The sequence below is a fragment of the Pseudophaeobacter flagellatus genome, from assembly GCF_021228235.1.
Lineage (GTDB): Bacteria > Pseudomonadota > Alphaproteobacteria > Rhodobacterales > Rhodobacteraceae > Pseudophaeobacter > Pseudophaeobacter flagellatus.
In genome coordinates this window covers 20,403-44,279 of sequence record NZ_JAJQRG010000003.1, presented here as the reverse complement: position 1 = coordinate 44,279, position 23,877 = coordinate 20,403, and the positions used below count along the sequence as shown (strand labels likewise).

General features: G+C 59.4%; 23 protein-coding genes. 8 read left to right on the top strand and 15 right to left on the bottom strand.

Annotated features, from left to right (window positions below; genetic code table 11):
* Window positions 1-65: 65 nt before the first annotated feature.
* The 6 genes from LRK71_RS06635 (at window position 66) to LRK71_RS06610 (ending at window position 6,292) form a co-directional block, all read left to right on the top strand.
* Complete coding sequence (locus LRK71_RS06635) at window positions 66-278, top strand: hypothetical protein (RefSeq protein WP_232402044.1); 213 nt, start codon at window positions 66-68, stop codon at window positions 276-278.
* A gap of 41 nt (window positions 279-319) precedes the next feature.
* Window positions 320-1,471, top strand: a complete 1,152-nt coding sequence (locus tag LRK71_RS06630) for an acyl-CoA dehydrogenase family protein (protein ID WP_232402043.1) — start codon at window positions 320-322, stop codon at window positions 1,469-1,471.
* A gap of 280 nt (window positions 1,472-1,751) precedes the next feature.
* Window positions 1,752-2,384 carry a glutathione S-transferase family protein gene (locus LRK71_RS06625; RefSeq protein ID WP_232402042.1) on the top strand — a complete coding sequence of 211 codons (633 nt, stop codon included), beginning with the start codon at window positions 1,752-1,754 and terminating at the stop codon, window positions 2,382-2,384.
* A gap of 10 nt (window positions 2,385-2,394) precedes the next feature.
* Entirely contained in the window at window positions 2,395-3,606 is a 1,212-nt protein-coding gene (locus LRK71_RS06620) for an acetyl-CoA C-acetyltransferase (protein WP_232402040.1), read from the top strand.
* Window positions 3,606-4,091, top strand: coding sequence for a cupin domain-containing protein (locus LRK71_RS06615; protein WP_232402037.1), 486 nt, complete (start codon window positions 3,606-3,608; stop codon window positions 4,089-4,091). Before LRK71_RS06620 ends, LRK71_RS06615 begins: the two co-directional genes overlap by 1 nt.
* Window positions 4,088-6,292, top strand: coding sequence for a 3-hydroxyacyl-CoA dehydrogenase NAD-binding domain-containing protein (locus tag LRK71_RS06610; RefSeq protein WP_232402035.1), 2,205 nt, complete (start codon window positions 4,088-4,090; stop codon window positions 6,290-6,292). The genes LRK71_RS06615 and LRK71_RS06610 overlap by 4 nt, the downstream gene beginning before the upstream one ends.
* Window positions 6,293-6,428: 136 nt before the next feature.
* Here LRK71_RS06610 and LRK71_RS06605 read toward each other — a convergent pair whose 3' ends face one another.
* The 4 genes from LRK71_RS06605 to LRK71_RS06590 all read right to left on the bottom strand — a co-directional run bounded on the left by LRK71_RS06605 (window position 6,429) and on the right by LRK71_RS06590 (window position 9,684).
* Window positions 6,429-6,944, bottom strand: a complete 516-nt coding sequence (locus LRK71_RS06605) for a fasciclin domain-containing protein (protein ID WP_232402034.1) — start codon at window positions 6,942-6,944, stop codon at window positions 6,429-6,431.
* A gap of 292 nt (window positions 6,945-7,236) precedes the next feature.
* Window positions 7,237-7,899, bottom strand: a complete 663-nt coding sequence (locus LRK71_RS06600; RefSeq protein WP_232402033.1) for a Hint domain-containing protein — start codon at window positions 7,897-7,899, stop codon at window positions 7,237-7,239.
* A gap of 105 nt (window positions 7,900-8,004) precedes the next feature.
* Window positions 8,005-8,694, bottom strand: a complete 690-nt coding sequence (locus LRK71_RS06595) for a sulfotransferase family 2 domain-containing protein (RefSeq protein ID WP_232402032.1) — start codon at window positions 8,692-8,694, stop codon at window positions 8,005-8,007.
* 57 nt (window positions 8,695-8,751) lie between these two features.
* Window positions 8,752-9,684 carry a DMT family transporter gene (locus tag LRK71_RS06590; RefSeq protein WP_232402031.1) on the bottom strand — a complete coding sequence of 311 codons (933 nt, stop codon included), beginning with the start codon at window positions 9,682-9,684 and terminating at the stop codon, window positions 8,752-8,754.
* A gap of 79 nt (window positions 9,685-9,763) precedes the next feature.
* Between LRK71_RS06590 and LRK71_RS06585 the strand changes: the two genes are divergently transcribed.
* Window positions 9,764-11,392 carry an AMP-binding protein gene (locus tag LRK71_RS06585; RefSeq protein ID WP_232402030.1) on the top strand — a complete coding sequence of 543 codons (1,629 nt, stop codon included), beginning with the start codon at window positions 9,764-9,766 and terminating at the stop codon, window positions 11,390-11,392.
* Window positions 11,393-11,435: 43 nt separating this feature from the next.
* Here LRK71_RS06585 and LRK71_RS06580 read toward each other — a convergent pair whose 3' ends face one another.
* From LRK71_RS06580 to LRK71_RS06560, 5 genes are all read right to left on the bottom strand, one after another.
* Window positions 11,436-12,500 (bottom strand): NAD(P)H-dependent flavin oxidoreductase, encoded by a 1,065-nt coding sequence (locus LRK71_RS06580; RefSeq protein ID WP_232402029.1) that lies wholly within the window; start codon window positions 12,498-12,500, stop codon window positions 11,436-11,438.
* Window positions 12,501-12,730: 230 nt separating this feature from the next.
* Entirely contained in the window at window positions 12,731-13,597 is an 867-nt protein-coding gene (locus tag LRK71_RS06575; protein WP_232402028.1) for a LysR family transcriptional regulator, read from the bottom strand.
* A 243-nt stretch (window positions 13,598-13,840) separates the two neighbouring features.
* Window positions 13,841-14,716 (bottom strand): RNA polymerase sigma factor SigJ, encoded by an 876-nt coding sequence (gene sigJ / locus LRK71_RS06570; protein WP_232402027.1) that lies wholly within the window; start codon window positions 14,714-14,716, stop codon window positions 13,841-13,843.
* Window positions 14,713-15,255: a hypothetical protein gene (locus LRK71_RS06565; protein ID WP_232402025.1), complete on the bottom strand. Its 543-nt coding sequence runs from the start codon at window positions 15,253-15,255 to the stop codon at window positions 14,713-14,715. The genes sigJ and LRK71_RS06565 overlap by 4 nt, the downstream gene beginning before the upstream one ends.
* Complete coding sequence (locus LRK71_RS06560; RefSeq protein ID WP_232402022.1) at window positions 15,252-15,638, bottom strand: hypothetical protein; 387 nt, start codon at window positions 15,636-15,638, stop codon at window positions 15,252-15,254. The genes LRK71_RS06565 and LRK71_RS06560 overlap by 4 nt, the downstream gene beginning before the upstream one ends.
* 373 nt (window positions 15,639-16,011) lie before the next feature.
* Between LRK71_RS06560 and LRK71_RS06555 the strand changes: the two genes are divergently transcribed.
* Window positions 16,012-17,022, top strand: a complete 1,011-nt coding sequence (locus LRK71_RS06555; RefSeq protein WP_232402021.1) for a hypothetical protein — start codon at window positions 16,012-16,014, stop codon at window positions 17,020-17,022.
* Window positions 17,023-17,360: 338 nt separating this feature from the next.
* Here LRK71_RS06555 and LRK71_RS06550 read toward each other — a convergent pair whose 3' ends face one another.
* From LRK71_RS06550 to LRK71_RS06525, 6 genes are all read right to left on the bottom strand, one after another.
* A complete protein-coding gene (locus tag LRK71_RS06550) occupies window positions 17,361-18,749 on the bottom strand; it encodes an SPOR domain-containing protein (RefSeq protein ID WP_232402020.1) in 1,389 nt (462 codons plus the stop codon).
* A gap of 150 nt (window positions 18,750-18,899) precedes the next feature.
* Window positions 18,900-19,532 carry a uracil phosphoribosyltransferase gene (gene upp, locus LRK71_RS06545; protein ID WP_232402019.1) on the bottom strand — a complete coding sequence of 211 codons (633 nt, stop codon included), beginning with the start codon at window positions 19,530-19,532 and terminating at the stop codon, window positions 18,900-18,902.
* Between the two features lie 91 nt (window positions 19,533-19,623).
* Window positions 19,624-20,835, bottom strand: coding sequence for a phosphopentomutase (locus tag LRK71_RS06540; RefSeq protein WP_232402018.1), 1,212 nt, complete (start codon window positions 20,833-20,835; stop codon window positions 19,624-19,626).
* Window positions 20,835-22,139 (bottom strand): thymidine phosphorylase, encoded by a 1,305-nt coding sequence (locus LRK71_RS06535; protein WP_232402017.1) that lies wholly within the window; start codon window positions 22,137-22,139, stop codon window positions 20,835-20,837. The genes LRK71_RS06540 and LRK71_RS06535 overlap by 1 nt, the downstream gene beginning before the upstream one ends.
* A gap of 3 nt (window positions 22,140-22,142) precedes the next feature.
* The gene (locus LRK71_RS06530) at window positions 22,143-22,535 is read right to left on the bottom strand and encodes a cytidine deaminase (protein ID WP_232402722.1); all 393 of its coding nucleotides are present in this window, start codon (window positions 22,533-22,535) and stop codon (window positions 22,143-22,145) included.
* 168 nt (window positions 22,536-22,703) lie between these two features.
* Window positions 22,704-23,795, bottom strand: a complete 1,092-nt coding sequence (locus LRK71_RS06525) for a cupin domain-containing protein (RefSeq protein ID WP_232402016.1) — start codon at window positions 23,793-23,795, stop codon at window positions 22,704-22,706.
* Between the last annotated feature and the right edge of the window lie 82 nt (window positions 23,796-23,877).

Genomic DNA, 23,877 nt, shown 5'->3' with positions numbered 1-23,877 from the left:
CAAACAACGTCAGGGGGTGCCCATCCCAGCCCGGGGGCACTGACACCACCTAAAAGGAGCCCCCGATGCCAAAACGTTTTCGCCTGACCCGCCGCTTTCCCGTCGCCATGACAGAGGATGGCTACCGTCGGCTGAAACGTTTTGCATCCGAGGCAGGGCTGGACGACGGCGAAGCCCTGTCATTTCTGTTTGAAAATTTCGACAGCGTGACAGACCAGGAAAACCTCGGCCACCGGCTGCGACTGTTCAACAGCGCGCTGGAGGATCGCAAAAGATAGGGCCCGGCGGGTAACCACGCCAAACGGGCAATGGGAGAGACATGACGCGCGAAACACGTTCCGCCTGGATGACCGACGAGCACCAGATGCTGGCCGATATGACAGCACAGTTCATCACCAATGAATGGATGCCAAAATACGAGACCTGGCGCAAACAGGGCATGATGGACCGCGAGACCTGGACCCAGGCGGGAGAACTGGGCCTGCTCTGCCCCTCTATCCCGGAAGAATACGGCGGTGTTGGCGGCGATTTTGGCCATGAGGCCGCAATCCTGATTGAAGGCAGCCGTGCCAATCTGGCCAGCTGGGGGCATGGTATCCATTCCGGCATCGTCGCCCACTACATCCTGGAATACGGCACCGAAGAGCAGAAAAAACGTTGGCTGCCCAAGATGATCAGCGGCGAGCTGGTCGGCGCGCTTGCAATGACCGAACCCTCAACCGGCTCCGACGTGCAGCGGATCAAAACCAAAGCGTTGCGCGATGGCAATGCCTATCGGCTTTCGGGACAGAAAACCTTTATTACCAATGGCCAACACGCAAACCTGATTTTGGTGGCGGCCAAAACAGACCCCAAACTCGGCTCCAAGGGGGTGTCACTGATCGCGGTGGAAACCGACGGTGCCGAAGGCTTTTCGCGCGGCCGTAACCTCGACAAGATCGGTCTGCACGCGGCAGACACCTCTGAACTCTTCTTCGACAATGTGGAAATCCCGCCAGAAAATATCCTCGGCCAGGAAGAAGGCAAGGGCTTCTATCAGATGATGCAGCAACTGCCGCAGGAACGGCTGATCATCGCCTGTGGCGCTGTCGGCGCGATGGAGGGTGCTGTGGAACGCACCATCGCCTATTGCAAAGAGCGCGAAGCTTTTGGTGGCCCGCTGACCCAATTCCAGAACACCCGCTTCAAACTGGTGGAATGCCTGACAAAGACCAAGGTCGCCCGCGCCTTTCTTGATGAATGCATGGTGGAGCACCTGAAAGGCGAACTGACGGTCGAAAAAGCCGCGATGGCCAAATACTGGATCACCGACACGCAGGGTGAAGTCCTCGACGAATGCCTGCAGATGCACGGCGGCTATGGGTTCATGCAGGAATACGCCGTTGCGGAAATGTGGACCGACGCCCGGGTGCAACGGATCTATGGTGGCACCAACGAAATTATGAAGGAATTGATTGGCAGGTCATTGTGACACAACACCGGTTTCATTCAACAGGAGCTGATGGATGCCTCCGGCGGAGGTATTTAGGGCAAGATGAAATCTACGGCGCGTCCCTGCCCCCAAGCCTTCGCCAAATGGGCAGGGACGACTTCACCTTACGCGGTCATCGGCTCCTCAGCCTGTACCGCGCCACAACAATAGCACACAACCATAGAAAGAGTGTTAATTCTCTTTCATCTTACTCAAAATACCTCACGGGGGTCCGGGGGTGTGAAACCCCCGGCACCACATTGGCGACAAGGAGAACAACGTGACGATTAAACTGCATTGTTTTGGCGAGTCGGGCCATTCTTACAAGGCGGCTCTCGCCTTGGAACTTTCTGGCCTCGCCTGGGAACCGGCTTTTGTTGATTTCTTTGCCGGTCAGCATCGTAGTGATGACTATCGCAACCTAAATGTCATGGCAGAGGCTCCGGTGCTGATTGACGGTGATATCCGCCTGTCACAGTCCGGGGTCATCCAGCAGTATATTACCGATAAGACCGGAAAGTTTGGCGGCGCGCCTGACGAGAAATATGAGGTTCTGCGCTGGGTTCTCTGGGATAATCACAAGCTCTCCAGCCAGGTCGGAATGACTAGGTTTCTGATGAACTTCCTGCCTGAGGACAAACGCCCCAAAGAGGTGATCGGCTTTATGCAGGGGCGCCTGAAAGCTGCCTTTGCCACCTTGGAGAACCAACTCAGGGGGCGCGACTGGCTGGTGGGTGACGGCATGACAAATGCCGATCTCACCTGCTGCGGCTATTTGTTCTATGATGAGCCTTTTGGCTTTGACCGCAAAGACCACCCCAATATCGACGCCTGGCTGACGCGCATCAGTGAAACGCCCGGCTGGAAACATCCCTATGACCTAATGCCCGGCAATCCGTCGGACCGCGCTTGAGGAGAGACTCATGACCGAAGCTTATATTTACGACGCCATTCGCACCCCGCGAGGCAAGGGCCGCAAAGACGGCGCCTTGCACGAAGTGACCTCTGTGCGGCTCTCGGCGCTGACGCTGAACGCGCTGAAAGAACGCAACAACCTTGAAGGCCACGCGGTTGAAGATGTGATCTGGGGCAATGTCACCCAGGTGATGGAACAGGGCGGCTGCCTGGCACGGTCCGCAGTGCTGGCCTCGGATCTGGATGAAAGCATTCCCGGCCTCGCCATCAACCGCTTCTGCGCCTCGGGCATGGAAGCTGTCAATCTCGCGGCCAACCAGGTCAAGGGGGGGGCTGGCCAGGCATATATTGCTGGTGGTGTTGAAATGATGGGCCGCGTTGCCATGGGCTCTGATGGTGCGGCCATTGCCGTGGATCCCTCGCTTGCGATGGATACCTATTTTGTGCCCCAGGGCATTTCGGCCGATATCATCGCGACGGAATATGGATTCACCCGTGAGCAGGCCGATGCACTGGCGGTGGAAAGCCAGCGCCGTGCCAAGGCCGCCTGGGACGACAATCGCTTTACAAAATCAGTCATTCCGGTACGTGACCAGAACGGTATCCTCATTCTGGACCGCGACGAATACATGCGCCCCGGTACCGACATGCAGTCACTTGGCGCGCTGAATGCATCGTTCCAGATGATGGGAGAACAGATGCCCGGTTTTGACAAGGTGGCCATGCTGAAATACCCGCATCTGGAGCGGATCAACCACATCCACCACGCTGGAAACTCCTCTGGTATTGTTGATGGCTCTGCTGCCGTGTTGATCGGCAACAAGGAATTTGGCGAGCAATATGGCCTGAAGCCACGCGCCCGCATCAAGGCCACCGCCAAGATCGGCACCGACCCGACCATCATGCTGACCGGCCCGGTGCCAGTGACGCAAAAGATTCTGGCCGACAATGGCATGGTGATTTCCGATCTGGACCTGTTTGAAGTCAACGAGGCTTTTGCCTCTGTTGTCTTGCGATTCCAGCAGGCCTTTGATGTGGATCCGGCCGTGGTCAACCCCAATGGCGGATCCATCGCCATGGGCCACCCGCTGGGTGCCACTGGTGCCATGATCATCGGCACCCTGCTGGACGAGCTGGAGCGTCAGGATAAGGAAATGGGTCTGGCGACGCTCTGTATTGCCTCTGGCATGGGTGCAGCCACCATCATCGAGCGCGTCTGATGCCCAAGCTGGATCTGGCGCAAATTCCTTTCCGGGGCGGCTCGGGCTACCCAGGAAAGCTGGCTGAGGCGGTCGCAGGCCGGTCGAATCAACGGATCGGCGATGCCGCTGGGCTGACCCAATTTGGCGTCAATATCGTGCGGCTTGAGCCCGGAGGCCTGTCCTCGCTGCGCCACTATCACATGCAGCAGGATGAATTCCTGGTGATGCTGAGCGGCGCCTGCATCCTGATCGACGATCAGGGCGAACACGCGATGCACCCCGGTGACTGCGCCGCCTTTCCCGCCGGTGAGGCCAATGGCCATCACCTGAGAAATAACACCGACGCGCCGGCCAGTTTTCTGGTGGTGGGCACGCGGACCCCGACTGAAACCGCTTACTACAGCGATATCGACATGATGGTGAAGAGCGACGCCAATGGCAGCCGCTTCACCCGTAAAGACGGCAGCCCGCTGACGGCTGACCAGATCGGAGACGAGACATGAGTGAGTTTACGCTTTCCAAGGACGCGAACGGCGTCGCAACAATCACCTGGGATGTACCCGGAAAAACCATGAACGTGATGTCCTTTGACGGGCTCACACAGCTAGAGGCCTGCATCGACGAGGCCCTGGCGGATGACGCGGTCAAAGGCGTGGTGATCACCTCGGGCAAAGAGGGTACATTTGCTGGCGGCATGGACCTGAACCTGCTGGCGGTGATGAAGGAAGAGGCCGGCGACGAGCCTGCCCGCGGCCTGTTTGAAGGCACCATGAAAATGCATGCCCTCCTGCGCAAGATCGAGCTGGCCGGCATGGATCTGAAAACCAAAAAAGGTGGCAAGCCAATTGCTGCTGCCCTGCCCGGCACTGCTGCTGGCATCGGCATGGAGCTGCCGCTGGCAACCCATCGCATCTTTGCCGCTGAGAACCCAAAGGCCAAATACGGCCTGCCGGAAATCATGGTTGGCATCTTCCCCGGCGCCGGCGGCACCACCCGCATGGTGCGCAAGGTTGGCGCCATCGCCGCTGCGCCGCTCTTGCTGGAAGGCAAGATGCTGGACGTGAAAAAGGCCAAGGCCGCTGGCTACGTTGACGAGATCGCCGCTGATCCCGTTGCCGCCGCCAAAGACTGGGTGCTGAACGCATCCGGTGCTGATCTGGTGAAACCCTGGGATGCCAAGGGCTACAAAATGCCCGGTGGCGCGCCCTATCACCCTGCTGGCTTCATGAACTTTGTTGGCGCCTCCGCCATGGTGCACGGCAAGACCCAGGGTGCCTTCCCGGCAGCCAAAGCGCTGCTGTCGGCCGTCTATGAGGGCGCGCTGGTGGATTTTGACACCGCGCTGAAAATCGAAGCCCGCTGGTTCACCTCGGTACTAATGAACCCCTCCTCCGGTGCGATGATCCGCTCGCTGTTCATCAACAAGGAAGCGCTGGAAAAAGGCGCGGTCCGTCCCAAGGATGTCCCCGATCAACGGGTGCAGAAACTGGGCGTACTGGGGGCCGGCATGATGGGTGCTGGCATTGCACTGGTCTCGGCCCAGGCCGGTATCGAAGTGGTGCTGGTAGACCGCGATCAGGCCGCCGCCGACAAGGGCAAGGCCTATACCGAAGGCTACCTCGACAAGGGGATGAAGCGCGGCAAGGTCACCGCCGAAAAGAAAGAGGCAATGCTATCGCGCATCACCGCCACCCCTGATCTGGAGGCGCTGAAAGGCTGCGATCTGATCATCGAGGCGGTCTTTGAGGACCCCGCCGTCAAGGCCGAGATGACCAAGAAGGTTGAGGCGATCATCCCGGATGATTGCATCTTTGCCTCCAACACCTCGACCCTGCCGATCACCGATCTGGCCAAGGCCTCGGTCCGGCCCGAGCAGTTCATCGGCATCCACTTCTTCTCGCCGGTTGAAAAAATGCTGCTGGTGGAAATCATCAAAGGCAAGGAAACAGGCGACCGTGCCGTCGCCAAGGCGCTGGACTATGTGCGCCAGATCAAGAAGACGCCCATCGTCGTCAATGACGCGCGCTTCTTCTATGCCAACCGCTGCATCATTCCCTACGTGAATGAAGGTGCGCGGATGATCACCGAAGGTGTGTCACCCGTATTGATCGACAATGCCGCGCGTCAGCTCGGCTTCCCCGTTGGTCCCATTCAGCTCACGGATGAAACCTCAATTGATCTGGGCGCCAAGATTGCCCGCGCCACCAAGGCGGCCATGGGCAATGAATATCCCGACAGCCCGGCTGACGACATGATTTTCTGGATGGAAGATCTGGGCCGCCTAGGGCGCAAGGCCAATGCCGGCTTCTTTGACTATGACGAAAAGGGCAAGCGCATCGGCTATTGGAAAGGCATGCAGGACAAATACCCGCTGCTGGAAGACCAGCCTGATCTCATCGAAGTGCAGGAACGGCTGATGTTTGCCCAGGTGCTTGAGGCTGTGCGCGCGCTGGAAGAAGGCGTCTTGGAAGACATTCGCGAAGGCGACGTGGGCGCAGTTCTGGCCTGGGGCTTTGCGCCTTGGTCCGGTGGCCCGCTCAGCTGGCTGGACATCATCGGCACGCCCTATGCGGCCGAACGCTGCGACCAGCTGACAGCAGCCTACGGCGAGCGTTTTGCCTGCCCGGATCTGCTGCGTGAGATGGCCGCCAAAGGCCAGACCTTTTATGGTCGCTTCAACCCAGATGCCGCATCCGCTGCCTGATCCGGCCTTGGGTTAAAAATCAACGCCTCCCAGTCCACTGGGGGGCGTTTTGCTTTGGATCACTCGGGGATGATCCGCCTTGGGCCAGGCCAAGGGGCCTGTTGCAGGGCCTGGCCCAAGGCCCTGAAGTCATGCGTTACTTGCAGGCGGGGCGATTGCCCGGCAGCAGGACCTTGTCGACCACATGGATCACGCCGTTGTCGGCCAAAATATCAGCGACAACCACATTGGCCACCTGACCGCTGCCATCCGCGATGGTTACACCAGAACTGCCAGCCGTAATGCAAAGCCGCTCTGTCGTCAGGATCGGCTTGAAAGAGGTGGCGCCGCTGGGGATCATATCAGAAGATAGTTTCCGGTCATCGACATGATACAGCAGGATATCCGTCAGCTGCCCTTTGTTCTCTGGCTTGAGCAGGGTCTCGACGGTGCCTTCAGGAAGGGCTGCAAAGGCATCGTTCAACGGCGCATAGACCGTAAAGGGACCGGGACCGGACAGGGTTTCAACCAAACCTGCAGCCCCTACAGCTGCCACAAGTGTCGAGAAACGCTCATCCCCTGCGGCGATTTCGACAATAGTCTGCGCATTTGCGGCTGCTGCCGAGAGGCACAATGTGAAGGCTGTTGCGGCAAGTTTAAATTGAGTTTTCATCTTCTCTCTCCGGGTTGTTGAACGCGTGGCTGTTCTGAAGTGCTGAACATGTAGGGATTACGCCGAAGCATCCGAAATAGATCATTGCCCTCACGCCTTCGTGAACGAACTAGGCCAAGGCACTGTAATTACGCAACTTCCCCAAAACACACGCCATGCTGATGTTGGACAGATGCACCGCAAGACAACTGGCCGGACAGCCCCGTCCAATGCAACAATGCCCCGATGCCATTTGGCAAAGGGGGCATTCATTGCTCGAAAGGGGGCTGAAAACCGCCCGGTTGTCTGGGGATCAGATCTGAAAACTGCCTGGTGTCATAATGGGAATGCCGATATTGGTCATCAGCGTCTCTGACAGGGACATCGCTGAAATCAGCTCTTGGGCTTCGTCGATGGGCAGCACCCGGTACATGTCCTCTTGCAATTCAACCCCGATGGTCAAAAGGTCGCGCGGCGCGGCGCAATAGCCCAGCAGGCCCGCCTCCAGATAAATCACCTCGTCCTGTTCAAAACGTGGGGCCACCAGCTGCAGGGACGCGTCCGGGTGCAGGCGGCAGATGCCGCGATAGCCATCCAGCGTCGAGGCCGGAACAACGGCAAAGGGATCGCCCTGGTGATCCTCGATCAGATCGCTTTCCAGCAGCACACCTTGGTCGGGCATCAGCCACATTGGTACCCGGTTGCCCAGGGCATCGCGCGGCACATGCAGCGGGCAGCGGCTCGGGTCGATCACCCCGGCCTCCAGATGTATGGTCTCGCGCAGCATTTCGACCACCGTCTGCATCCCGTGATCAAAGGTCAGCACCCGATCCCCAGCGCAGAGCGCCTCTATCGGGCGCCAGCCAAGATTAGAGGCCACATGGGTTCCGCTCAGGAAACCACCCAGCCCAACTGGCATCGGTGGGATGGTCAGCTCAAAGTCAGGGCTCATCCGTTTTTGGAACCAATCCAGCATGTCGATCTCTCCTGTGCGGCGGCATCAACGGGCAGGGCTTGGCCCCGGTGTCGTGCTGCAATCCTTGTCTATGCGGGGGTCGGGCCAAAGAATCGCCAGAGGCGATCAACTGGCAGACCCGCGCGTTTGATCCAAGGCTAGGTCGAAATCGTTAAAAGAATATTCAAATCGGTTTATTTCCTCCTGACAGGCACGGGCCAGAGCTACCTGACTGTCGGGCTGATAATAGCCCCGCCAATCCCGCTGTCGCTCGGATGTGTTTTCCCGCTTTAATTCAAGGCTAAATCCAAGGTGATCAAACAGCGGCACCGCGTCTGTGGCAAAGTGCTCCAGCCGGATAAAAAGCTGGCATTGTTCCTTACCGTCGCTATGGCGCATGTAACTGGGGGCATTGTGCTGGGCAAAGCTGCGCAGAATCGCCGGGTGCAGGATAAAGTCGCGGAATGTCAGTGCCTTGGCCAGAGAGACCGCCGGATGATCAAAGCCCTGCCTCTGTAGCCAGTGATAGTAGCTTACCGCGCGATCCCAGGGGTTGCGCACCAGGGTAAAGGTAAACAGCCGCCGCAGCTCTGCCTCGGAGCGCAGCCCGGCGATATCGGCCAGAGTAGCATGTTTCCACAGGCGTCCGGCGGTTTTCACCCCCTTCAGGCGACGGCGGCGTTTCTTGGCCTTCGGGGTGTCACCCAGCATTATATCATCTGCCATAGCGCGCGCCTCAAGCGCCAGCGCCAGCGCGGTGCCACCGGTCTTGGGGATGTGAATAAACAGGTAGTTGCGGCCAGGCGACAAGATCATTGGCGCAGTCTAGGCCATGGCACTGAGGAAGAAAACAACTGGCCCGGCCTCTGCTCTCTAAGCCCCCCTGGAGGACCGCAGCGCCAGCGTCGATCCCGCCAGAACAATCAGGCCAATGCCCATCATCTGGCCCAGGTTCAGCGCCTGACCATAGATCACCCAGGCAATACCTGGCCCCACCAAAAGCACCGAATATTCAAACACCGATACAAAAGAGGCCTCGCCCAGTTGATAGGCCTTGGTGATCAGAAACACCCCCCCCACCGCGGCAAAGCCCTGCAGCAGGATCAGATGCGACATCTCCCAGATCGGCCAAACCCAGCCCCGGGTAACAAACCCTTCAGCGCCCATCGGCACTGGCAGCGGCCAGATCTCTATCGCCAGCAGAAACAGACCGCCAATCGCCCCCTGCGCCAGCAGATAGATGAACAGCATCGATACCGTGCTTTCCTTGCTGCACATGCTGCCGGTCACAACGGATCCCAGCGCATAGAAAAATCCCCCGGCAATCGGCAGCAGCATCATCCAGTCAAAGGCTGCCAGATCCGGTTGCAGCACAAACAACACCCCGACAAAGCCGCTGATGACAGCGGCGATACGGATCGCCCCAATGCGCATCCGCATGAACAGGACCGACACCACCACAATAATGATCGGCGAGGTAAACAGCCCTGCCAGCGCCTGGGCAATCGGCATCAGCGCCACAGCGGAAAAGTAGAACACCATCGCTATCGCCACCAAGAGCGCCCGCAGGGTCACCGCGCCCAGCCGCTGGGGGCGCAGTGATCCAAAGCCCATCTTCGACATCGCCCAAAGGATCGGCAAAGCCACCAGGGTGCGCAGCAGATAGAACTGTCCCAGACCAATCTGTTCGGCAATCAGTGGCACCGCATTGTCGGTCACACCAATAATGGCCATGGCAGCCAGCATCGCCTGTGCGGCGGTGGTTTGATTGCTGGCAGAAGGCGGAAGAGCCGCGATTTGTTTCATACCTCTTCCATTGCCTGCAACTTTCCTCATTATCTGTTCCAAAACCGACACAGAAACAGAATCACAGGGAGGAAAGCTGATGGGATGGATGGCTGACGAAACCGGGCTGGAGAAGACCGCAGCAAACCATGTGGCACTGACGCCGCTGTCACATCTGCGTCGCGCCGCACAGGTCTTTGCCGACCATACGGCGGTGATCTATGGCAGCCATCGCGTCAGCTACCGGGAATATCATGCGCGTTGCACCCGGCTGGCCTCGGCGCTGGTGGCGTTGGGGGTTGCCCCCGGCGATGTGGTTGCCACGCTGATCCCCAACCTGCCCGCCCAGGCCGAGGCGCATTTTGGCGTACCTGCCTGCGGTGCTGTGCTCAACACCATCAACACCCGGCTGGATGTGGACACCGTTGCCTATATCTTTGAACACGGCGGCGCCAAGGTGGTGCTGGTGGACAGCGAGTTCCTGGGGCTGGCCACTGCCGCCCTGGCCCGGATGCAAGGGGCTGCACCCATTCTGATCGAAGCCCCCGATCTTGAGGCCGGCTTTGCCGCCAGCGGCGACCACCAGACCTATGAGGAACTGCTTGCCAGCGGCGATCCCGATTTTGACTGGATCCTGCCGCAGGATGAATGGGAAAGCCTGGCGCTGAACTATACCTCAGGCACCACCGGCCGCCCCAAGGGCGTGGTGTACAGCCATCGCGGTGCCTATCTTATGACCATGGGCACGGTGGTGTCCTGGCGCATGGTGCTAAAGCCGGTCTATCTGACGATTGTGCCACTGTTTCACTGCAATGGCTGGAACCACACCTGGATGATGCCCCTGCTGGGAGGCACCGTGGTGTGCTGCCGCAACATCACCCCAGAGGCAATCTACGATGCCATCGCGGACCACGGTGTCACCCATTTTGGCGGCGCACCGATTGTGCTTAACCTGCTGGTCAACGCCAAGGACGAACAGCGCCGCGCCTTTGATCATCAGGTAGAGGTCTTTACCGCCGGCGCCCCCCCTGCCCCTGCAACTCTGCAAAAGATCGAAACCCTCGGCTTTCACATCACCCAGGTCTATGGCCTGACAGAAACCTATGGTCATGTCACCGAATGTCTCTGGCAGGGCGGTGACTGGGATGAACTGGATCAGGCCGGACGCGCCGCCATCAAGGCCCGCCAGGGCATCGCCTTTCCGATGATGGAAGACATCACGGTACTGGACGAGAACATGCAACAGATCCCGCGGAATGCCAGCGATCAGGGCGAAATCGTCATGCGCGGCAATTCGGTGATGAAGGGCTATCTGAAAAACCCCGAAGCCACCGCCGAGGCCTTTGCCGGGGGGTATTTTCACTCTGGTGATATCGCCATTCAACACCCCGATGGCTATATCCAGATCTCGGATCGCGCCAAGGATATCATCATTTCAGGCGGAGAAAATATCTCTTCCGTCGAGGTCGAAGGCGTGCTGATGGGCCATCCGGCGGTGAACCTTGCAGCAGTGGTAGCCAAGCCCGACGACAAATGGGGCGAAGTGCCCTGCGCCTTTGTCGAGTTGAAAGAGGGCCACGAGGTGAGCGAGGCCGAGATCATCGCCTTTTCCCGTGAAACCCTAGCCGGGTTCAAGGCCCCCAAGCGGGTGATCTTTCAGGAGCTGCCCAAGACCTCGACTGGCAAGATCCAAAAATTTGAACTGCGCGGGATCGCAAAATCCCTCTAGCCAAGCCCCGTCGCTGCTGGGGGGTGCAGCTGGTGCATCAGTATCAATCTGTCTGTATTTCCGTGATCAGATGATGCACCAGTTGGGTTGCAGACATGGCCCGCGACAGCGGCGCACCCTGACCGGCCCAATGGGCACCATATCCGGTATCGCCACGATGAGTCGCAGCCGCGTTCAGGGCTTTTCCAGCGTCATAGGTCACCGGGTAATCGGGCACTGACGCATCAGGGATATTCTTGCTCCATTGGGTAAATCGGTTGGCCAGACACCGGGCCGGGCGACCAGAGATCACCCGCACCATGCAGGTGTGATGCGCGCTTTCCCCGGCCAGCGCCTCTCGATAGGCTGCCGGTGCAGCACTTTCGTCAGTCGCAATGAAAGCGGTGCCAAGCTGTGCTGCCACGGCACCAAGATTCAATGCAGCACGTATACCGGCACCATCCATGATACCTCCGGCAGCAATGACCGGAATGTCGAGCTCTTGCACCAGAATTCGGGTTAGAGCGAAGGTGCCGAGTTGATCGTCCTCCGCGTTTTCATCGAAACAGCCGCGATGTCCACCGGCTTCCCAGCCCTGTGCAACAACGGCATCAATTCCGATGGCTGCGGCCTGACGCGCCTCCTGCAGGTTGGTTGCGGTGGCCAGCATCAGGATGTTACGGTCTTTGAACGTTTTGATTTGGGACGGGGTCGGCAGGCCGAAATGAAAACTGACAACTGCTGGACGTTCCTCTAGCAACATGTCGAACATCGCATCGCCATCCAAGAATGACTTATAGACCTCTGACAGTTCCTTCGGAGGGGATGCTGCGAACCGCTCGAACTCAGGCTTCACAAGGTTAAGCCAGGCTGTTTCTTTTTCAGTGTTGCGGATCGCCCGGTGGTGGCAAAAAACATTGGCATTGAAGGGCCGATCAGTGAGCATTCGTGTCTGGCGGATCAGATCGCGGGCTGCTGCGACTGTCGATGCGCCGATCCCTAGGGAGCCCAGCCCACCGGCTTTGGACACTGCGGCGGCCATCTGGGGCGTGGCAACACCCGCCATTGGGGCCTGGATGATCGGGGCGGTCAGGCCAAGCTGGGCGAGGACAGTCAAGTCACTGGACATGGGGCTTCCTTATGCGCGGGCTGGGGACCCAATGGTTCAAAGGTCAATGGCGATCCCCGCGATGCGCTTTACGGTCACAAGGCTAAATGCAGGCTGGTGTCTTTGAACTTCAGGGTGGTCTCTTCTTTGATTGAGAAGATCATACAACGCGCCTCTGATCTAAAGTAGCGTGAAAAAATGATGCATACGATCAGAATTTCAGAACAATAAACATCACAAAGAACAGTGCTCTAATTTGCAAACAGTGTCGTTCGTGCGGTCTGTAAAAACGCATCCACAGCACCATTGCGGACAGATTTAGGATTCAACATGGCATAGGTATCTATGAAACGCGCGGGATCGTCCAATGTGTGAATGCGCAGCAGGTTGCAAACCTGGCTACCCTCTACGACAGAACGCGGCAGGCAACTGACTCCAACACCGGATGCAACACATCCTAAGATGCCTTCAAGCGTCCCCAGTTCGAATACGTCGTTCGGCGCCAAGCCGGACATGCGCATCCAGCGCCGGGTGTAGTCGCGGTAAGAACACCCCAGCTTGAATACGATCACTGGAAGGGAACGCAGATCCTCCAAGGTTTCGAACTCAAGCGCTGAAATCATCACCATTTCTTCGGCGAACAGCGCGTGTCCCTGGAGATCGTCATGCTTAAACTTGCCACCAATCAGGGCAATATCTACCTGATCCAGAAGAAGTTTTTCGATCAATTCATCAGTGGGTCCTGATTTAATCTGTAACCGAAGGTTCGGGTTTTCTGTGCGAAATGATGACAGGATCCCAGGCAAGCGTACTGCGAGCGTGCTTTCCATGCTGCCGATCCTTAGCAAGCTGACCGAGCTCTCGAAGGCCTCGACCGAAGCACGGGCGCGTTCTTCTGCCTGAATGACGTCTTGCGCGTAGGGCAAGAAGGCCACGCCTGCCGCTGTCAACGCCATTCCCGCCCGGCTCCGGTTGAACAGGCTGACACCCAATTCTGCTTCCAACGCCTTGATCCGGGTCGTCACATTGGATTGGACGCAGTTCAATTTCTTGGACGCACCGCCAATGGTTCCGATGTTGGCAACAGTGGCAAAGGTGTGCAGTGTTTTGATTTCCATTATCTTCTCATTTTCAGAATATATCACTTGATTTCATTCTGCATACGGGATGGCATATCGCCTGTCTAATGTATGGGTAGTATACTGTAAGGGGGTCGCTTGGATGAAGCGGCAAGCACCTGGGGAACAGTTGAAAAGGTCAGTCAGCCGCCGACGAACCCGGCAGGGGGCAATCCGGCGGCGGCAGAGCGCCCATTTTAACTGCCTTATGCGGCGCAGCTAACGACTGTTTTCGCGATTTCACTATTCTTCACTCACCCCAAGTTTGTCTGGGTTTCGCATGATATATAGCCACGCAATTCTTCCATCTTGATCAGGCGCAAGAGTGGTGACGGAGTCCAGCTGCCCGAATTGATAGCGCAAAAAGGCAGGTTTGGTATTCACGGATGCTATCCGGGTCGTCCAGCCCGTTTCATGGCACGCTTTTTCGTACAAAGCCCGGAACACCTGCAAAATCTCGCTGCCACCTATCAATGGGCGCCGCGCGGCGCGTCTTTTTGCCCCGCCATCAGAAAGTGCGACGGAATTGGGTGTCAGCAATGACAGAGCCGCATCAAAGTCTTCGGCCATGATCGCCATGAAGAAACGTTGGCTCAAATCTGCGACCTCTTCCGGCGTGGCATCGAAACGGGGACCAGAGTCCTGCAACTTCTTTTGCGAACGGCTGACAAGTTGGCGACAGGCGGCTTCCGTTGCATCAAGCGTGGCTGCAATGTCCGAATAACTGGCATCGAATGCCTCTCGCAGAATGAATGCCGCACGTTCCCGTTCAGTGAGCCGTTCCATAGCCCACAGCAATGCTAACTCGCATTCCTGGGCAAGTTCAAACTGATGCACAGGCTCTTGCGTTTCACATTGAATAAGGGGTTCAGGAAGCCAGGGGCCTACATAGATTTCGCGTTGTCGATGCGCGGTTCGCAACGTATCGATGGCAATATTCGTGGCGACCCGGCGCAACCAAGCCGCCGGATTGTCAATTTGGGTCAGGTCGGCTGCTGACCATTTCAGCCATGTGTCTTGCACAGCATCCTCTGCACCCGCACGTTCACCCAGCATGCGATAGCACAGTGATATCAGTTTTGGGCGCTCTGCTTCAAATATGGTCGCAACTATGTTCATGATTGATGCAATGCCGTTATTGCCCTGTCCTCGATAATCACGCGGCTACAGGTCTGACCGAAGCCAAGGCCACGTTTCAACACCGGGTATATGCGCCCGCTTGATGCTGCAAAAGATGCCGCAGTTACCGCCGCCGCGCCAAAACGCGCTTCAATTTCCTTTCGCAGATCCTCCAGTTCGGGGGCGTTCGCAATGGCCGCCTGGGAAAACCGGAAACCAAGGCCGACATCACCCGCGGCCTTCGCATTGCCTTGCAGACAAAGCGCGATTTCCTCTGCCGGAACCGCTGCCTCAAGCCCCATGTCGACGATCAGTTGCACACAAGACCCGCAGTCACCATCCAGCGTCGATCCAAGCATTGCGCCTGCCCAGACGTTTTGGGCGTCTTTGGGACCACGATATTGGCTGTAAAACGGTAGTATAGACAGCCGCAGCCCTGCCGATGCCGAGGTATCAACAATATGGCTCATGTAGCTCGTATCGTAATTGTATCGCGACGCGAACCTCTGAATGCCCGTTTTGAGAAGCGCGCGGATCATGTGTTCGCCCTTTCTGACTTCAAGTTGACTGCGGAAATGAACCCTGCAAAAGCGGGCATCTGGATGCCAATCAGGTTGGTAAGGGAAACCAAATCCGCCGGCGTGCCGCGATGAAACCATATCCAAATATGAAACAGCGCATGCAGGACGAGCCAGGACGCACCGCAGATTCCGGCTGATTTGTCATGTTTGACACCAGCCCAGATCAAAGCCACCCCGCTTGCCAGATAGGCAAGGCCGACATCCTTCGCAAAATGAAAGTTCATTGGCCCTGTCTGCGCGACCCCCGGTATCGTGTGATACCAGTGCTGCGTGGCGATCCAAATATAGGCCGCCGTTAGAACTGAAAGCCCGCCGACCCCGATCAGAATTAAATTTCGCATCATATCTCCAAATTTGAGGTTTCAGAGATAAGACGATCCAGAGGCAGAATTTGTGACGAGATTCAAAAAAACTTTGACGCAACCGCAACGAACTCTCACGTCCTCCCGACTGCGGCCATCAATCGACGGTGCAGCGATGGTCGGCTCGGGGGCAACTGGGCTTGACGTTTGGGGCAATATTGCCTGGCGCGACCCCTTGATAGGATACAGTCGGCCTGCCGCGTCACATCAAGACGTGTGGCATACCACGATCTGCCCGCGCAGCGCCCCAAAAATCGCGGTACTGAAGGTATTTGGCCGCGAAGCCATTTGCCGCACCGCCATTGGCCATGCTAGGCTTATTCAACGAAAACAGGCAAGACAGGCAGGCTGAATGACCGTTCTCAGGGAATTCGAACGACTTGAGGCTGCAGGCCTTTGGCGTGCAAGCCCCGATGCGCAGCGTCGAGATGTCATAATCTCGGTTGGCGATGCCACCCTCACCATTACCGATATGCAGGATCGCCCGCTGGCCCATTGGTCACTGGCGGCAGTCGAGCGTGCCAATCCCGGCGCCTTTCCGGCGTTATTTCACCCCGATGGCGACCCGGGTGAGCAGCTGGAAATCCCGCAGGATGAGGTCACCATGCTGGACGCCATCGAAAAGGTGCGCCATGCCATTGAACGCTCCCGCCCCCATCCTGGCCGCCTGCGGGTGGTCAGCGTCCTGGGCAGCCTTGCTGTGGTTGCCATTCTGGTGCTGTTTGGCCTGCCCGGACTGATGCAGCGCCATGCGGTGAAAGTGGTCCCTGAGATCAAGGCCAAGGCCATTGGTCAGGCGCTATTGGGCCGGATTGAACGGGTTTCAGGCCAGGCCTGTGCCACGCCCGAGGCAACCCCGATCCTGACCAAACTGGCACTACGCACAGGGCTGCGCCAGCTGGTTATCATGCGCTCAGGCGTCGCCAGCAGCCTGCATTTGCCGGGGGGCATCGTGCTGCTCAATCGCAGCTTTGTCGAAGATTATGAGGACCCCGCTGTGGCGGCTGGTGCAATCCTGGCCGAGCGTACGCGCGCCGATTTGCATGACCCGCTGGCAGAGTTGCTGGACGCCGGTGGCTTTTTTGCCTCGTTCCGCCTGCTCACCACCGGAGAGCTGACACGCGCCACCCTGGATAGTTACTCGGAAACCGTGTTGGCAGCGCCGCGCCCCCCCCTGCCTGATGATATGCTGCTGGCCGAATTCGCCCGTGCGGCCATCCCGTCCACACCCTATGCCTATGCGCTGGACATCACTGGCGAGACCACGCTGGGCCTGATTGAGGCCGACCCCATGGCCGGCCGCGTACTAGAGCCGGTCCTGAATGACCGCGACTGGGTACAGCTACAAAACATCTGCGGCTAGGTCCAAGTCTTGGCTCTGGCGGCGTTCAAAAGGTCGTATCAGCCCCCGCTCCTGTTCTTTTGGAACCATTGGCAAGAATGGTATGCACCGCCAGCCCCCCCTACTAGACCCCGACCAGGCCCGGCACTGCACAAAGCCATTGCACGACAAGGCGTTAGGAACAGCGATCGGTGGGGGGGGCAAAAGCGGGCAGCGCCAAGCCGCTATAGAGCGGCTGCAAAACTACAGCTGTCACCTGGAACATGTTGTGCAAAAACAGGAAGCGGTCTTGCGCATCTGAAATACGCAAAATCAAATAAGCAGAGCAGTCGCGTTAATGCAGATGAACGCGTCACGCTCTAACGGCTGAGACGAGCGCCGCGATACCCCGCAGCACGCACCCGATTCAGCGCCTGTTCAGCGCGGGTGCTGTCATGAAAGGGTCCGGCCAGAACCACCTTATAGGGCACGCCTTTGCGCGACAACGCGCCAAGGCGCACCGGCAGCCCGGTTGCGGCCAGAGCCTGCGCCGCCTGCCGGGCCTGAGCCGCATCGGCAAAGGTTGCGGCGCGGACATAGCGCGCGGGTGCCGAGGCAGCAGTGACGGCAGGCGTATCGGTTGCGCCTGGCGCAGAGCGGCTCGACAAACGCAGGGCAAGACCATGCCGGTCCTCTCCCTCAAAATTATCATGTCGCCTGTTGTCAATCTTCACCACCGGACGATCAAGTGGCAGCGCTCGCAGGCTACGTGGCGGGCCGGCATCCCAAATCGCAGCCATCTGCGCGTCGCCGCGCGGGGTGCGCACACCACGCATCGGATTCATGCGATCATCCCGGCGCTTTACCGCGACATAGCCCTCAGGCACCTGGGTCCGCCCGGTAAGGATGGCGGGGCGCAGATCGCGTTCGGCGCGCCGCAGGTTCAAGCGATCATCATCCCAGGCGGCGGTATACCCGGGCGGCGGGGTCATCCCCAAACTATGGCGCCGCTGCTCATAGACATGCACTGGCAGCACCCGTGTATTCGGCGACAGAACCAGCGAAGACTGCGGACCAATGCCGCTGCCAGACCCGTATGTCACCGGCGACTGGGCCTGTGGGCCACAGCGGGTGCCAGCCTTACCGGAATATTGCCGACTGATCGCAGAAACCCCTGCGCATCCTGCCTGATCACCGGCTTGCCCGCGGGCTTGCGCATTGACCGACCCCGTGCTTGCGGCGGGCCGGGTGCGCGTCGGCGCAGGCCGTACAGCTGTGGTGGCTGGCCGCGGCGCGGCGGTCACCCGTGCGGTGGTTGTCTGTGGCGTGCGCCGTGGCTTGGCCGTGGTCACCACTGCGGGCGGCGTCGCGGCAGCGGTACGCGGCTTTGGCACAGGTTTGGCCACCGGGGTTGCAGCAGCGGCGGTCTGGGGCGCAGGCTTGGCCGGGGCATCCAGGGTGATCATTTCTGGCCCCGCGCTTTGCGTGGGACGCGCAGTAGCCCCGGCAACTGTTGTGGGCTTGTATCCGCACAGCTGCTTGCGATTGCGCGCCACCCGCGGCACCCAGTTCACATTCCCGTCAATGCCGGCGCGGATATAGACGCAGCCACGGCTATCGACGAACTGTTTGCCATGAAAGGATGCCGGGGGAAATTCAGCTGGGGGGCGGACCGCACGCAGGGTCTGCGCCTGTAGCGCAGTGTCTTCTACCGCCAAAGCAATAGTGCCCGAGATGATGGCCAGCGCGATAATTCTAGTTAGTTTCATACCCGTGCCCCACAAAATATAGGGTCAGGATGCCTGAATTTTCAAAAGTAGTAAAGCCGCGTTAGGCAACAATATGGCGATGATCCAGCAAAGTGCTGCCGGATCATCGCCATATGGAAACAGATCAAAAAACAGGCCTGCGACCCCGTCTTACTTGGTGCCGAACATACGGTCACCCGCATCACCAAGGCCCGGCATGATATAGCCTTTCTCGTTCAGCTCTCGGTCGAGCGACGCGGTGACGATTGGCACATCGGGATGGGCTTCTTTCATGCGGGCAACGCCTTCGGGAGTGGCCAGCAGGCAGAGGAAACGGATATTGGTGGCCCCCGCCTCTTTCAGCAGATCAATCGCGGCAACAGAAGAGTTGCCGGTGGCCAACATGGGATCCACCGCAATTACCATGCGATCCCCCAGCTCTTTGGGGGCTTTGAAGTAATATTGCACCGGCTGCAGGGTTTCTTCGTCACGATATAGCCCAACAAAGCCCACACGGGCGGAAGGCACCAGATCCAGCACCCCATCAAGCATACCGTTGCCCGCCCGCAGGATCGACACCAGCGCCAGCTTCTTGCCCGCCAGGATCGGCGATTGCATGGTTTCCATCGGGGTCTCGATGGTGGTCTCGGTCAGCGGCAGCTCGCGGGTGATTTCATAGCCCAGCAACTGGGTGATTTCATGCAGCAAGCGGCGAAAGCCGGCGGTCGAGGTCGCCTTGTCGCGCATCAACGTGAGCTTGTGCTGTACCAGAGGGTGGTCAACAACGGTCAGATGGTCGCTCATTTTGGCTGTCTCCTACTATGAATTCCGACTTTGCTTTGCGCGGTCTTATGCGGGCTCCCCCCTTGGGGGCAAGTCTGTTTTGATCTGTTGGTCAAAGAAAACTCTGGCCGGGGCCGCGATTATCAACCCCGAGATGCGCCGCAACAGAGGCCGCGACATCGACAAAACGGCAGGCCCCCAGGCTACCGGTGCCGCACCCTGCCACCAGGACAGGCACCTGTTCGCGGGTATGATCTGTTCCCGGCCAGCTGGGATCATTACCATGATCCGCCGTCAACAGCAGCATGTCATCCGGACGCAAGCGCGGCAGCAGCTTGCCGAGTTCGGCATCCAACCATTCCAGCGCACGGGCATAGCCTGCAATATCGCGGCGATGGCCATAAAGGCTGTCGAATTCGACAAAATTGGCAAATGTCAGGCTGCCCGCCTCTGCCCCTTCGATGCTGCGGGCCAAATGCTGCATCAGTTGCACATCAGGGCCTTTTTGCAGGCTATCAATACCCTGCATCGAGAAGATATCGCCAATCTTGCCAATGGCATGCACCCGGTGACCGTCCTCCTGCAGCCAATTGGTCAGCACTGGTGCAGGTGGCTGAATAGCAAAGTCGCGCCGGTTGCTGGTACGGCTGAACCCGGCCTCTGGCCTGCCGGTAAAGGGGCGCGCAATGACGCGGCCAACCTTCATGGCATGCAGCCGGGGGGCCACCGCTTCGCAGAGCGCCAGCAATCGGTCCAGGCCAAAGCTCTCTTCGTGGGCGGCGATCTGAAACACGCTATCGGCTGAGGTATAGCAGATCGGCTGCCCCGTACGCATATGTGCCGCGCCGTGGCGGGCAATGATTTCCGTACCAGAGGCATGGCAATTGCCCAGGATCCCATCCGCCCCTGCCGTCTGCGCGACATACTCCACCAGTTCAGCCGGAAAGGCGGGGGTGGTATCGGGAAAGAAGCACCAGTCCCAGGGAACCGGCAGGCCCGCCAACTCCCAGTGGCCCGAGGGGGTATCCTTACCCTGGCTCACCTCGGTCGCCGCGCCCCAGCGCCCCTCTGGCGGGGCGGTGAGGCCGGGAAAGGGCTGCGGCGAGGCCAGTCGCATCGCCGCCCCCAGGCCAAGGCGGTCCAGGTTGGGCAGCTGCAGCGGCCCCGAACGCCCTGTCTCGGCCCGACCTGCTGCACAGGCCTGGGCGATATGGGCCAGGGTATTGGCGCCAAGATCCGGCAGATCCCCGTTGAAAAAGGCAGAGGCATCCGGTGCCCCCCCAATGCCCACGGAATCCATCACCACCAAAAAGGCACGTGCCATCAGCCGATCCTTTCATATACAAGCGGCGGCAGCTCTGGGGCCCGGTCCGCCAAGGTCAACGCCTGCAACAGGCTTGTCTCGGCCTCCAGGGCGGCGCTTTCGCGCGCGGCATGGATCCGCGCCACTGGCGCCCCGGCGTCAACCCAGCATCCCAGCCGCACAAGATCGGAAATGCCGACAGCCGGATCCACCTGATCCGCCTCGACCATGCGCCCGCCACCCAGCGCGACCACCGCAAGCCCCAGCGCCTCGCCGTTCAGGGCCGCGACAAAGCCAGAGCGGGGTGCCGTGACCTCGCGGATGACCGGGGCCACAGGCAGGTAGCGTTGCCAGTGGCTGGCAAAATCCGCAGGTCCGCCCTGGGCCGCCACCATCTGGCCAAAACGCTGCGCCACCCGGCCACTCAGCAGCAGATCAGAGATCTGGCGCCGCCCCGCTACCACATCCACTGCCAGCCCGGCCCGCACCAGCAGCTCTGCGCCAAGCGCCGCAGTAATGTCGATCAGAGGACAGGTCTTGCCCGCAGTCAGAGCCCGCATCACCTCGGCCACCTCCAGCCCGTTGCCAAGCGCCGAGGCAATCGGCTGGTTCATATCGGTGATCAGCGCCGAGGTCTTGCAGCCCGCCGCAGTCGCCGTCTCGACCAGAGCCTGCGCCAGGGCGCGGGCCTCTTCAGGGGTTTTCATAAAGGCACCAGAGCCAAGTTTGACATCCATTACCAGGGCTTCGGGGCTGGCGGCGAGCTTCTTTGACAGGATAGACGCCGTAATCAGATCAAGGCTTTCGACCGTGCCGGTGACATCGCGAATGGCATAAAGCCGTTTGTCCGCCGGGGCAATCCGCCCGGTGGCCCCGACAATGGCACAACCGACCTGCGCGGTGATCGCCTGCAGTTTTTGTTCGGAAATCTGCGTGGTAACGCCAGGGATGGCCTCCATCTTGTCCAGCGTGCCCCCCGTGTGACCCAACCCGCGACCGGAAATCATCGGCACGTAGACTCCACATTCGGCCAGGGTCGGCGCCAGCAGCAAAGAGACACAATCCCCCACCCCGCCGGTCGAGTGCTTGTCCATCACCGGCCCCGGCAGATCCCAGTGCAGCACATCGCCGCTGTCACGCATCGCCAGGGTCAGCGCCCGCCGCCCCGCAGGCTCTAGCCGCTGCAGGCAGACCGCCATGGCAAAGGCCCCCGCCTGGGCATCGCTGACATGACCATTGGCCAGCCCCTCGACAAACCATCCCAGCTCGGCATCGCTGGGCTGCTGTCCCCGGCGTAATTCGGCAATGATGGCACGCGCATCCATGGATCAGCTCCGCACCATATGGCCCGCGTCAAAGGCACCGGGCAACAGATCACCAATGGTTGTTTGCTGCTCCAACCCATCGGTGGTGCCCAGGGTCACCCTCACGGAAGCGGCACCAAACTCTTTCAGCTTTTGCCGACACCCGCCACAGGGCGGCACCGGTGCGGGGCTATCCGCAACCACATAGACCTCGGCCAGGTCGCGCTCTCCGGCGGCGACCATCGCAGCGATGGCGCCGGCCTCTGCGCAGGTGCCTTCGGGATAGGCGACATTTTCCACGTTGCAACCCACGTAAACCGCCCCCGAAGCACTGCGCAGTGCCGCCCCGACCTGGAAATTCGAATAGGGCGCATAGGCGTTCTGGCACACGGCGCGGGCGGCATCTTTCAAGGTCATCATCAGATCTCGCTGGTTTGGGTCAACAGGTGGGAAGGCCACAGGATAGGGGCAAGCGCGGGCAAAGGTAAAGCCTGCGTCCGGGGCCACAGCAAGGGCGCGCACTGTCTGATGGCCCCGGACAGGTGAAATCGGTCAGACAGGTTCTGTCCCCGGCTCTACCGCGGCCTACGTCAGGGTGGTCCTGAACACCCCCGGCAGGCTGACCTCCAGCAGTTCCAGATCGGCACTGGCCGCGCTGAGCCGGGTTTGCATCCCCGGCGGGATCACAAAAGCGTCGCCCTGCTCCAGCGCATAAGGATCACGCCCCTCGCCTTCCAGCGTCACGCTTCCATTCATTACAAAGGTGAAATGAATGTCGGTGTCATGCGCCGCCCAGACCGGGTCGCCCGCGCCGGTCGCCGGGCGCACCACCTGCACGCCAGCAACGCCTTTGGTATTTGCGGCAATGGTGGTGTCGCGACAGTCAAACCCCGGCAAACGGAAGGGCTGCCAGGCGGCACCTTCGGCCTTGTTGTAGACAAACCGCTGCCCCTGCCATTCGCGTTCGGGCCGCAGATGCGGCGTTGGCAGGGTCATTTCATGGTCGATCTCGGTCACATGTTCCGCCGGAACGCCGATTTCAATCACCTGCACATTGTCACTGGCCTCCAGCACCCGGTGGCGAATTTCCGGCGGCTGGATAAAGCAGTCGCCAGCGGTAAGCCGCATCTTGTCGCCCTGATCTTCATAGAGCACATCAACCCAGCCATGGATGCAAAAGATCAGCTGAAAGCCAACCCGGTGGAAATGCACCATATCCGGCACCGGCCCGCCATCGGGGATGCGGATATGGCTGGCAATGATAGAGCCCCCCAGACGATCCGGCACCAGATCGCGGTAATGCATGCCCGCCCGGCCAATCACCCAGGGTGCCTGATCCTTGAGGCGACGCACCACAAAGCTGTGCACGGTTTTGGGCATCACCATGGGCGGGTGGCGCTCTTCTATTTCAATCCGGGTGCCATTGGGCGCGGTCAGCCGTCGCTGACCATCGGCAAATCCGTCCGGGTCGTCACACAGGATGCGCAGGGTGCCAGGCGGCTCGCTTGCCGCCCGGTCGATGCACAGGCGTAACCCGTGCCCGGAAAACACGGCAACCTGGGGATCATCCGCCGGATAGATCATATCCATCTTCATCCCCAGAACCCTGGTGAAAAACGGTATATCATCTCGCAACTCCTGCGTCGGCAGGCGCATTTCTGCTATGATTTCGCTCATCTATTTCCCCTTTATCACTGGGGCTGATCCTTTGATCTGTCAATTCCGCAGCCCCTTTGCGCCACAGTGCGGCGAAGTTTTC

What these genes read in the sequence shown, in the direction of transcription:
- LRK71_RS06635 (WP_232402044.1), top strand. Translation starts at nt 66, where the DNA reads ATGCCAAAACGTTTTCGCCTGACCCGCCGCTTTCCCGTCGCCATGACA.
- LRK71_RS06630 (WP_232402043.1), top strand. Translation starts at nt 320, where the DNA reads ATGACGCGCGAAACACGTTCCGCCTGGATGACCGACGAGCACCAGATG.
- LRK71_RS06620 (WP_232402040.1), top strand. Translation starts at nt 2,395, where the DNA reads ATGACCGAAGCTTATATTTACGACGCCATTCGCACCCCGCGAGGCAAG.
- LRK71_RS06615 (WP_232402037.1), top strand. Translation starts at nt 3,606, where the DNA reads ATGCCCAAGCTGGATCTGGCGCAAATTCCTTTCCGGGGCGGCTCGGGC.
- LRK71_RS06610 (WP_232402035.1), top strand. Translation starts at nt 4,088, where the DNA reads ATGAGTGAGTTTACGCTTTCCAAGGACGCGAACGGCGTCGCAACAATC.
- LRK71_RS06605 (WP_232402034.1), bottom strand. Translation starts at nt 6,944, where the DNA reads ATGAAAACTCAATTTAAACTTGCCGCAACAGCCTTCACATTGTGCCTC.
- LRK71_RS06600 (WP_232402033.1), bottom strand. Translation starts at nt 7,899, where the DNA reads ATGCTGGATTGGTTCCAAAAACGGATGAGCCCTGACTTTGAGCTGACC.
- LRK71_RS06595 (WP_232402032.1), bottom strand. Translation starts at nt 8,694, where the DNA reads ATGATCTTGTCGCCTGGCCGCAACTACCTGTTTATTCACATCCCCAAG.
- LRK71_RS06590 (WP_232402031.1), bottom strand. Translation starts at nt 9,684, where the DNA reads ATGAAACAAATCGCGGCTCTTCCGCCTTCTGCCAGCAATCAAACCACC.
- LRK71_RS06585 (WP_232402030.1), top strand. Translation starts at nt 9,764, where the DNA reads ATGGGATGGATGGCTGACGAAACCGGGCTGGAGAAGACCGCAGCAAAC.
- LRK71_RS06580 (WP_232402029.1), bottom strand. Translation starts at nt 12,500, where the DNA reads ATGTCCAGTGACTTGACTGTCCTCGCCCAGCTTGGCCTGACCGCCCCG.
- LRK71_RS06575 (WP_232402028.1), bottom strand. Translation starts at nt 13,597, where the DNA reads ATGGAAATCAAAACACTGCACACCTTTGCCACTGTTGCCAACATCGGA.
- sigJ (WP_232402027.1), bottom strand. Translation starts at nt 14,716, where the DNA reads ATGAACATAGTTGCGACCATATTTGAAGCAGAGCGCCCAAAACTGATA.
- LRK71_RS06565 (WP_232402025.1), bottom strand. Translation starts at nt 15,255, where the DNA reads ATGATCCGCGCGCTTCTCAAAACGGGCATTCAGAGGTTCGCGTCGCGA.
- LRK71_RS06560 (WP_232402022.1), bottom strand. Translation starts at nt 15,638, where the DNA reads ATGCGAAATTTAATTCTGATCGGGGTCGGCGGGCTTTCAGTTCTAACG.
- LRK71_RS06555 (WP_232402021.1), top strand. Translation starts at nt 16,012, where the DNA reads ATGACCGTTCTCAGGGAATTCGAACGACTTGAGGCTGCAGGCCTTTGG.
- LRK71_RS06550 (WP_232402020.1), bottom strand. Translation starts at nt 18,749, where the DNA reads ATGAAACTAACTAGAATTATCGCGCTGGCCATCATCTCGGGCACTATT.
- upp (WP_232402019.1), bottom strand. Translation starts at nt 19,532, where the DNA reads ATGAGCGACCATCTGACCGTTGTTGACCACCCTCTGGTACAGCACAAG.
- LRK71_RS06540 (WP_232402018.1), bottom strand. Translation starts at nt 20,835, where the DNA reads ATGGCACGTGCCTTTTTGGTGGTGATGGATTCCGTGGGCATTGGGGGG.
- LRK71_RS06535 (WP_232402017.1), bottom strand. Translation starts at nt 22,139, where the DNA reads ATGGATGCGCGTGCCATCATTGCCGAATTACGCCGGGGACAGCAGCCC.
- LRK71_RS06530 (WP_232402722.1), bottom strand. Translation starts at nt 22,535, where the DNA reads ATGACCTTGAAAGATGCCGCCCGCGCCGTGTGCCAGAACGCCTATGCG.
- LRK71_RS06525 (WP_232402016.1), bottom strand. Translation starts at nt 23,795, where the DNA reads ATGAGCGAAATCATAGCAGAAATGCGCCTGCCGACGCAGGAGTTGCGA.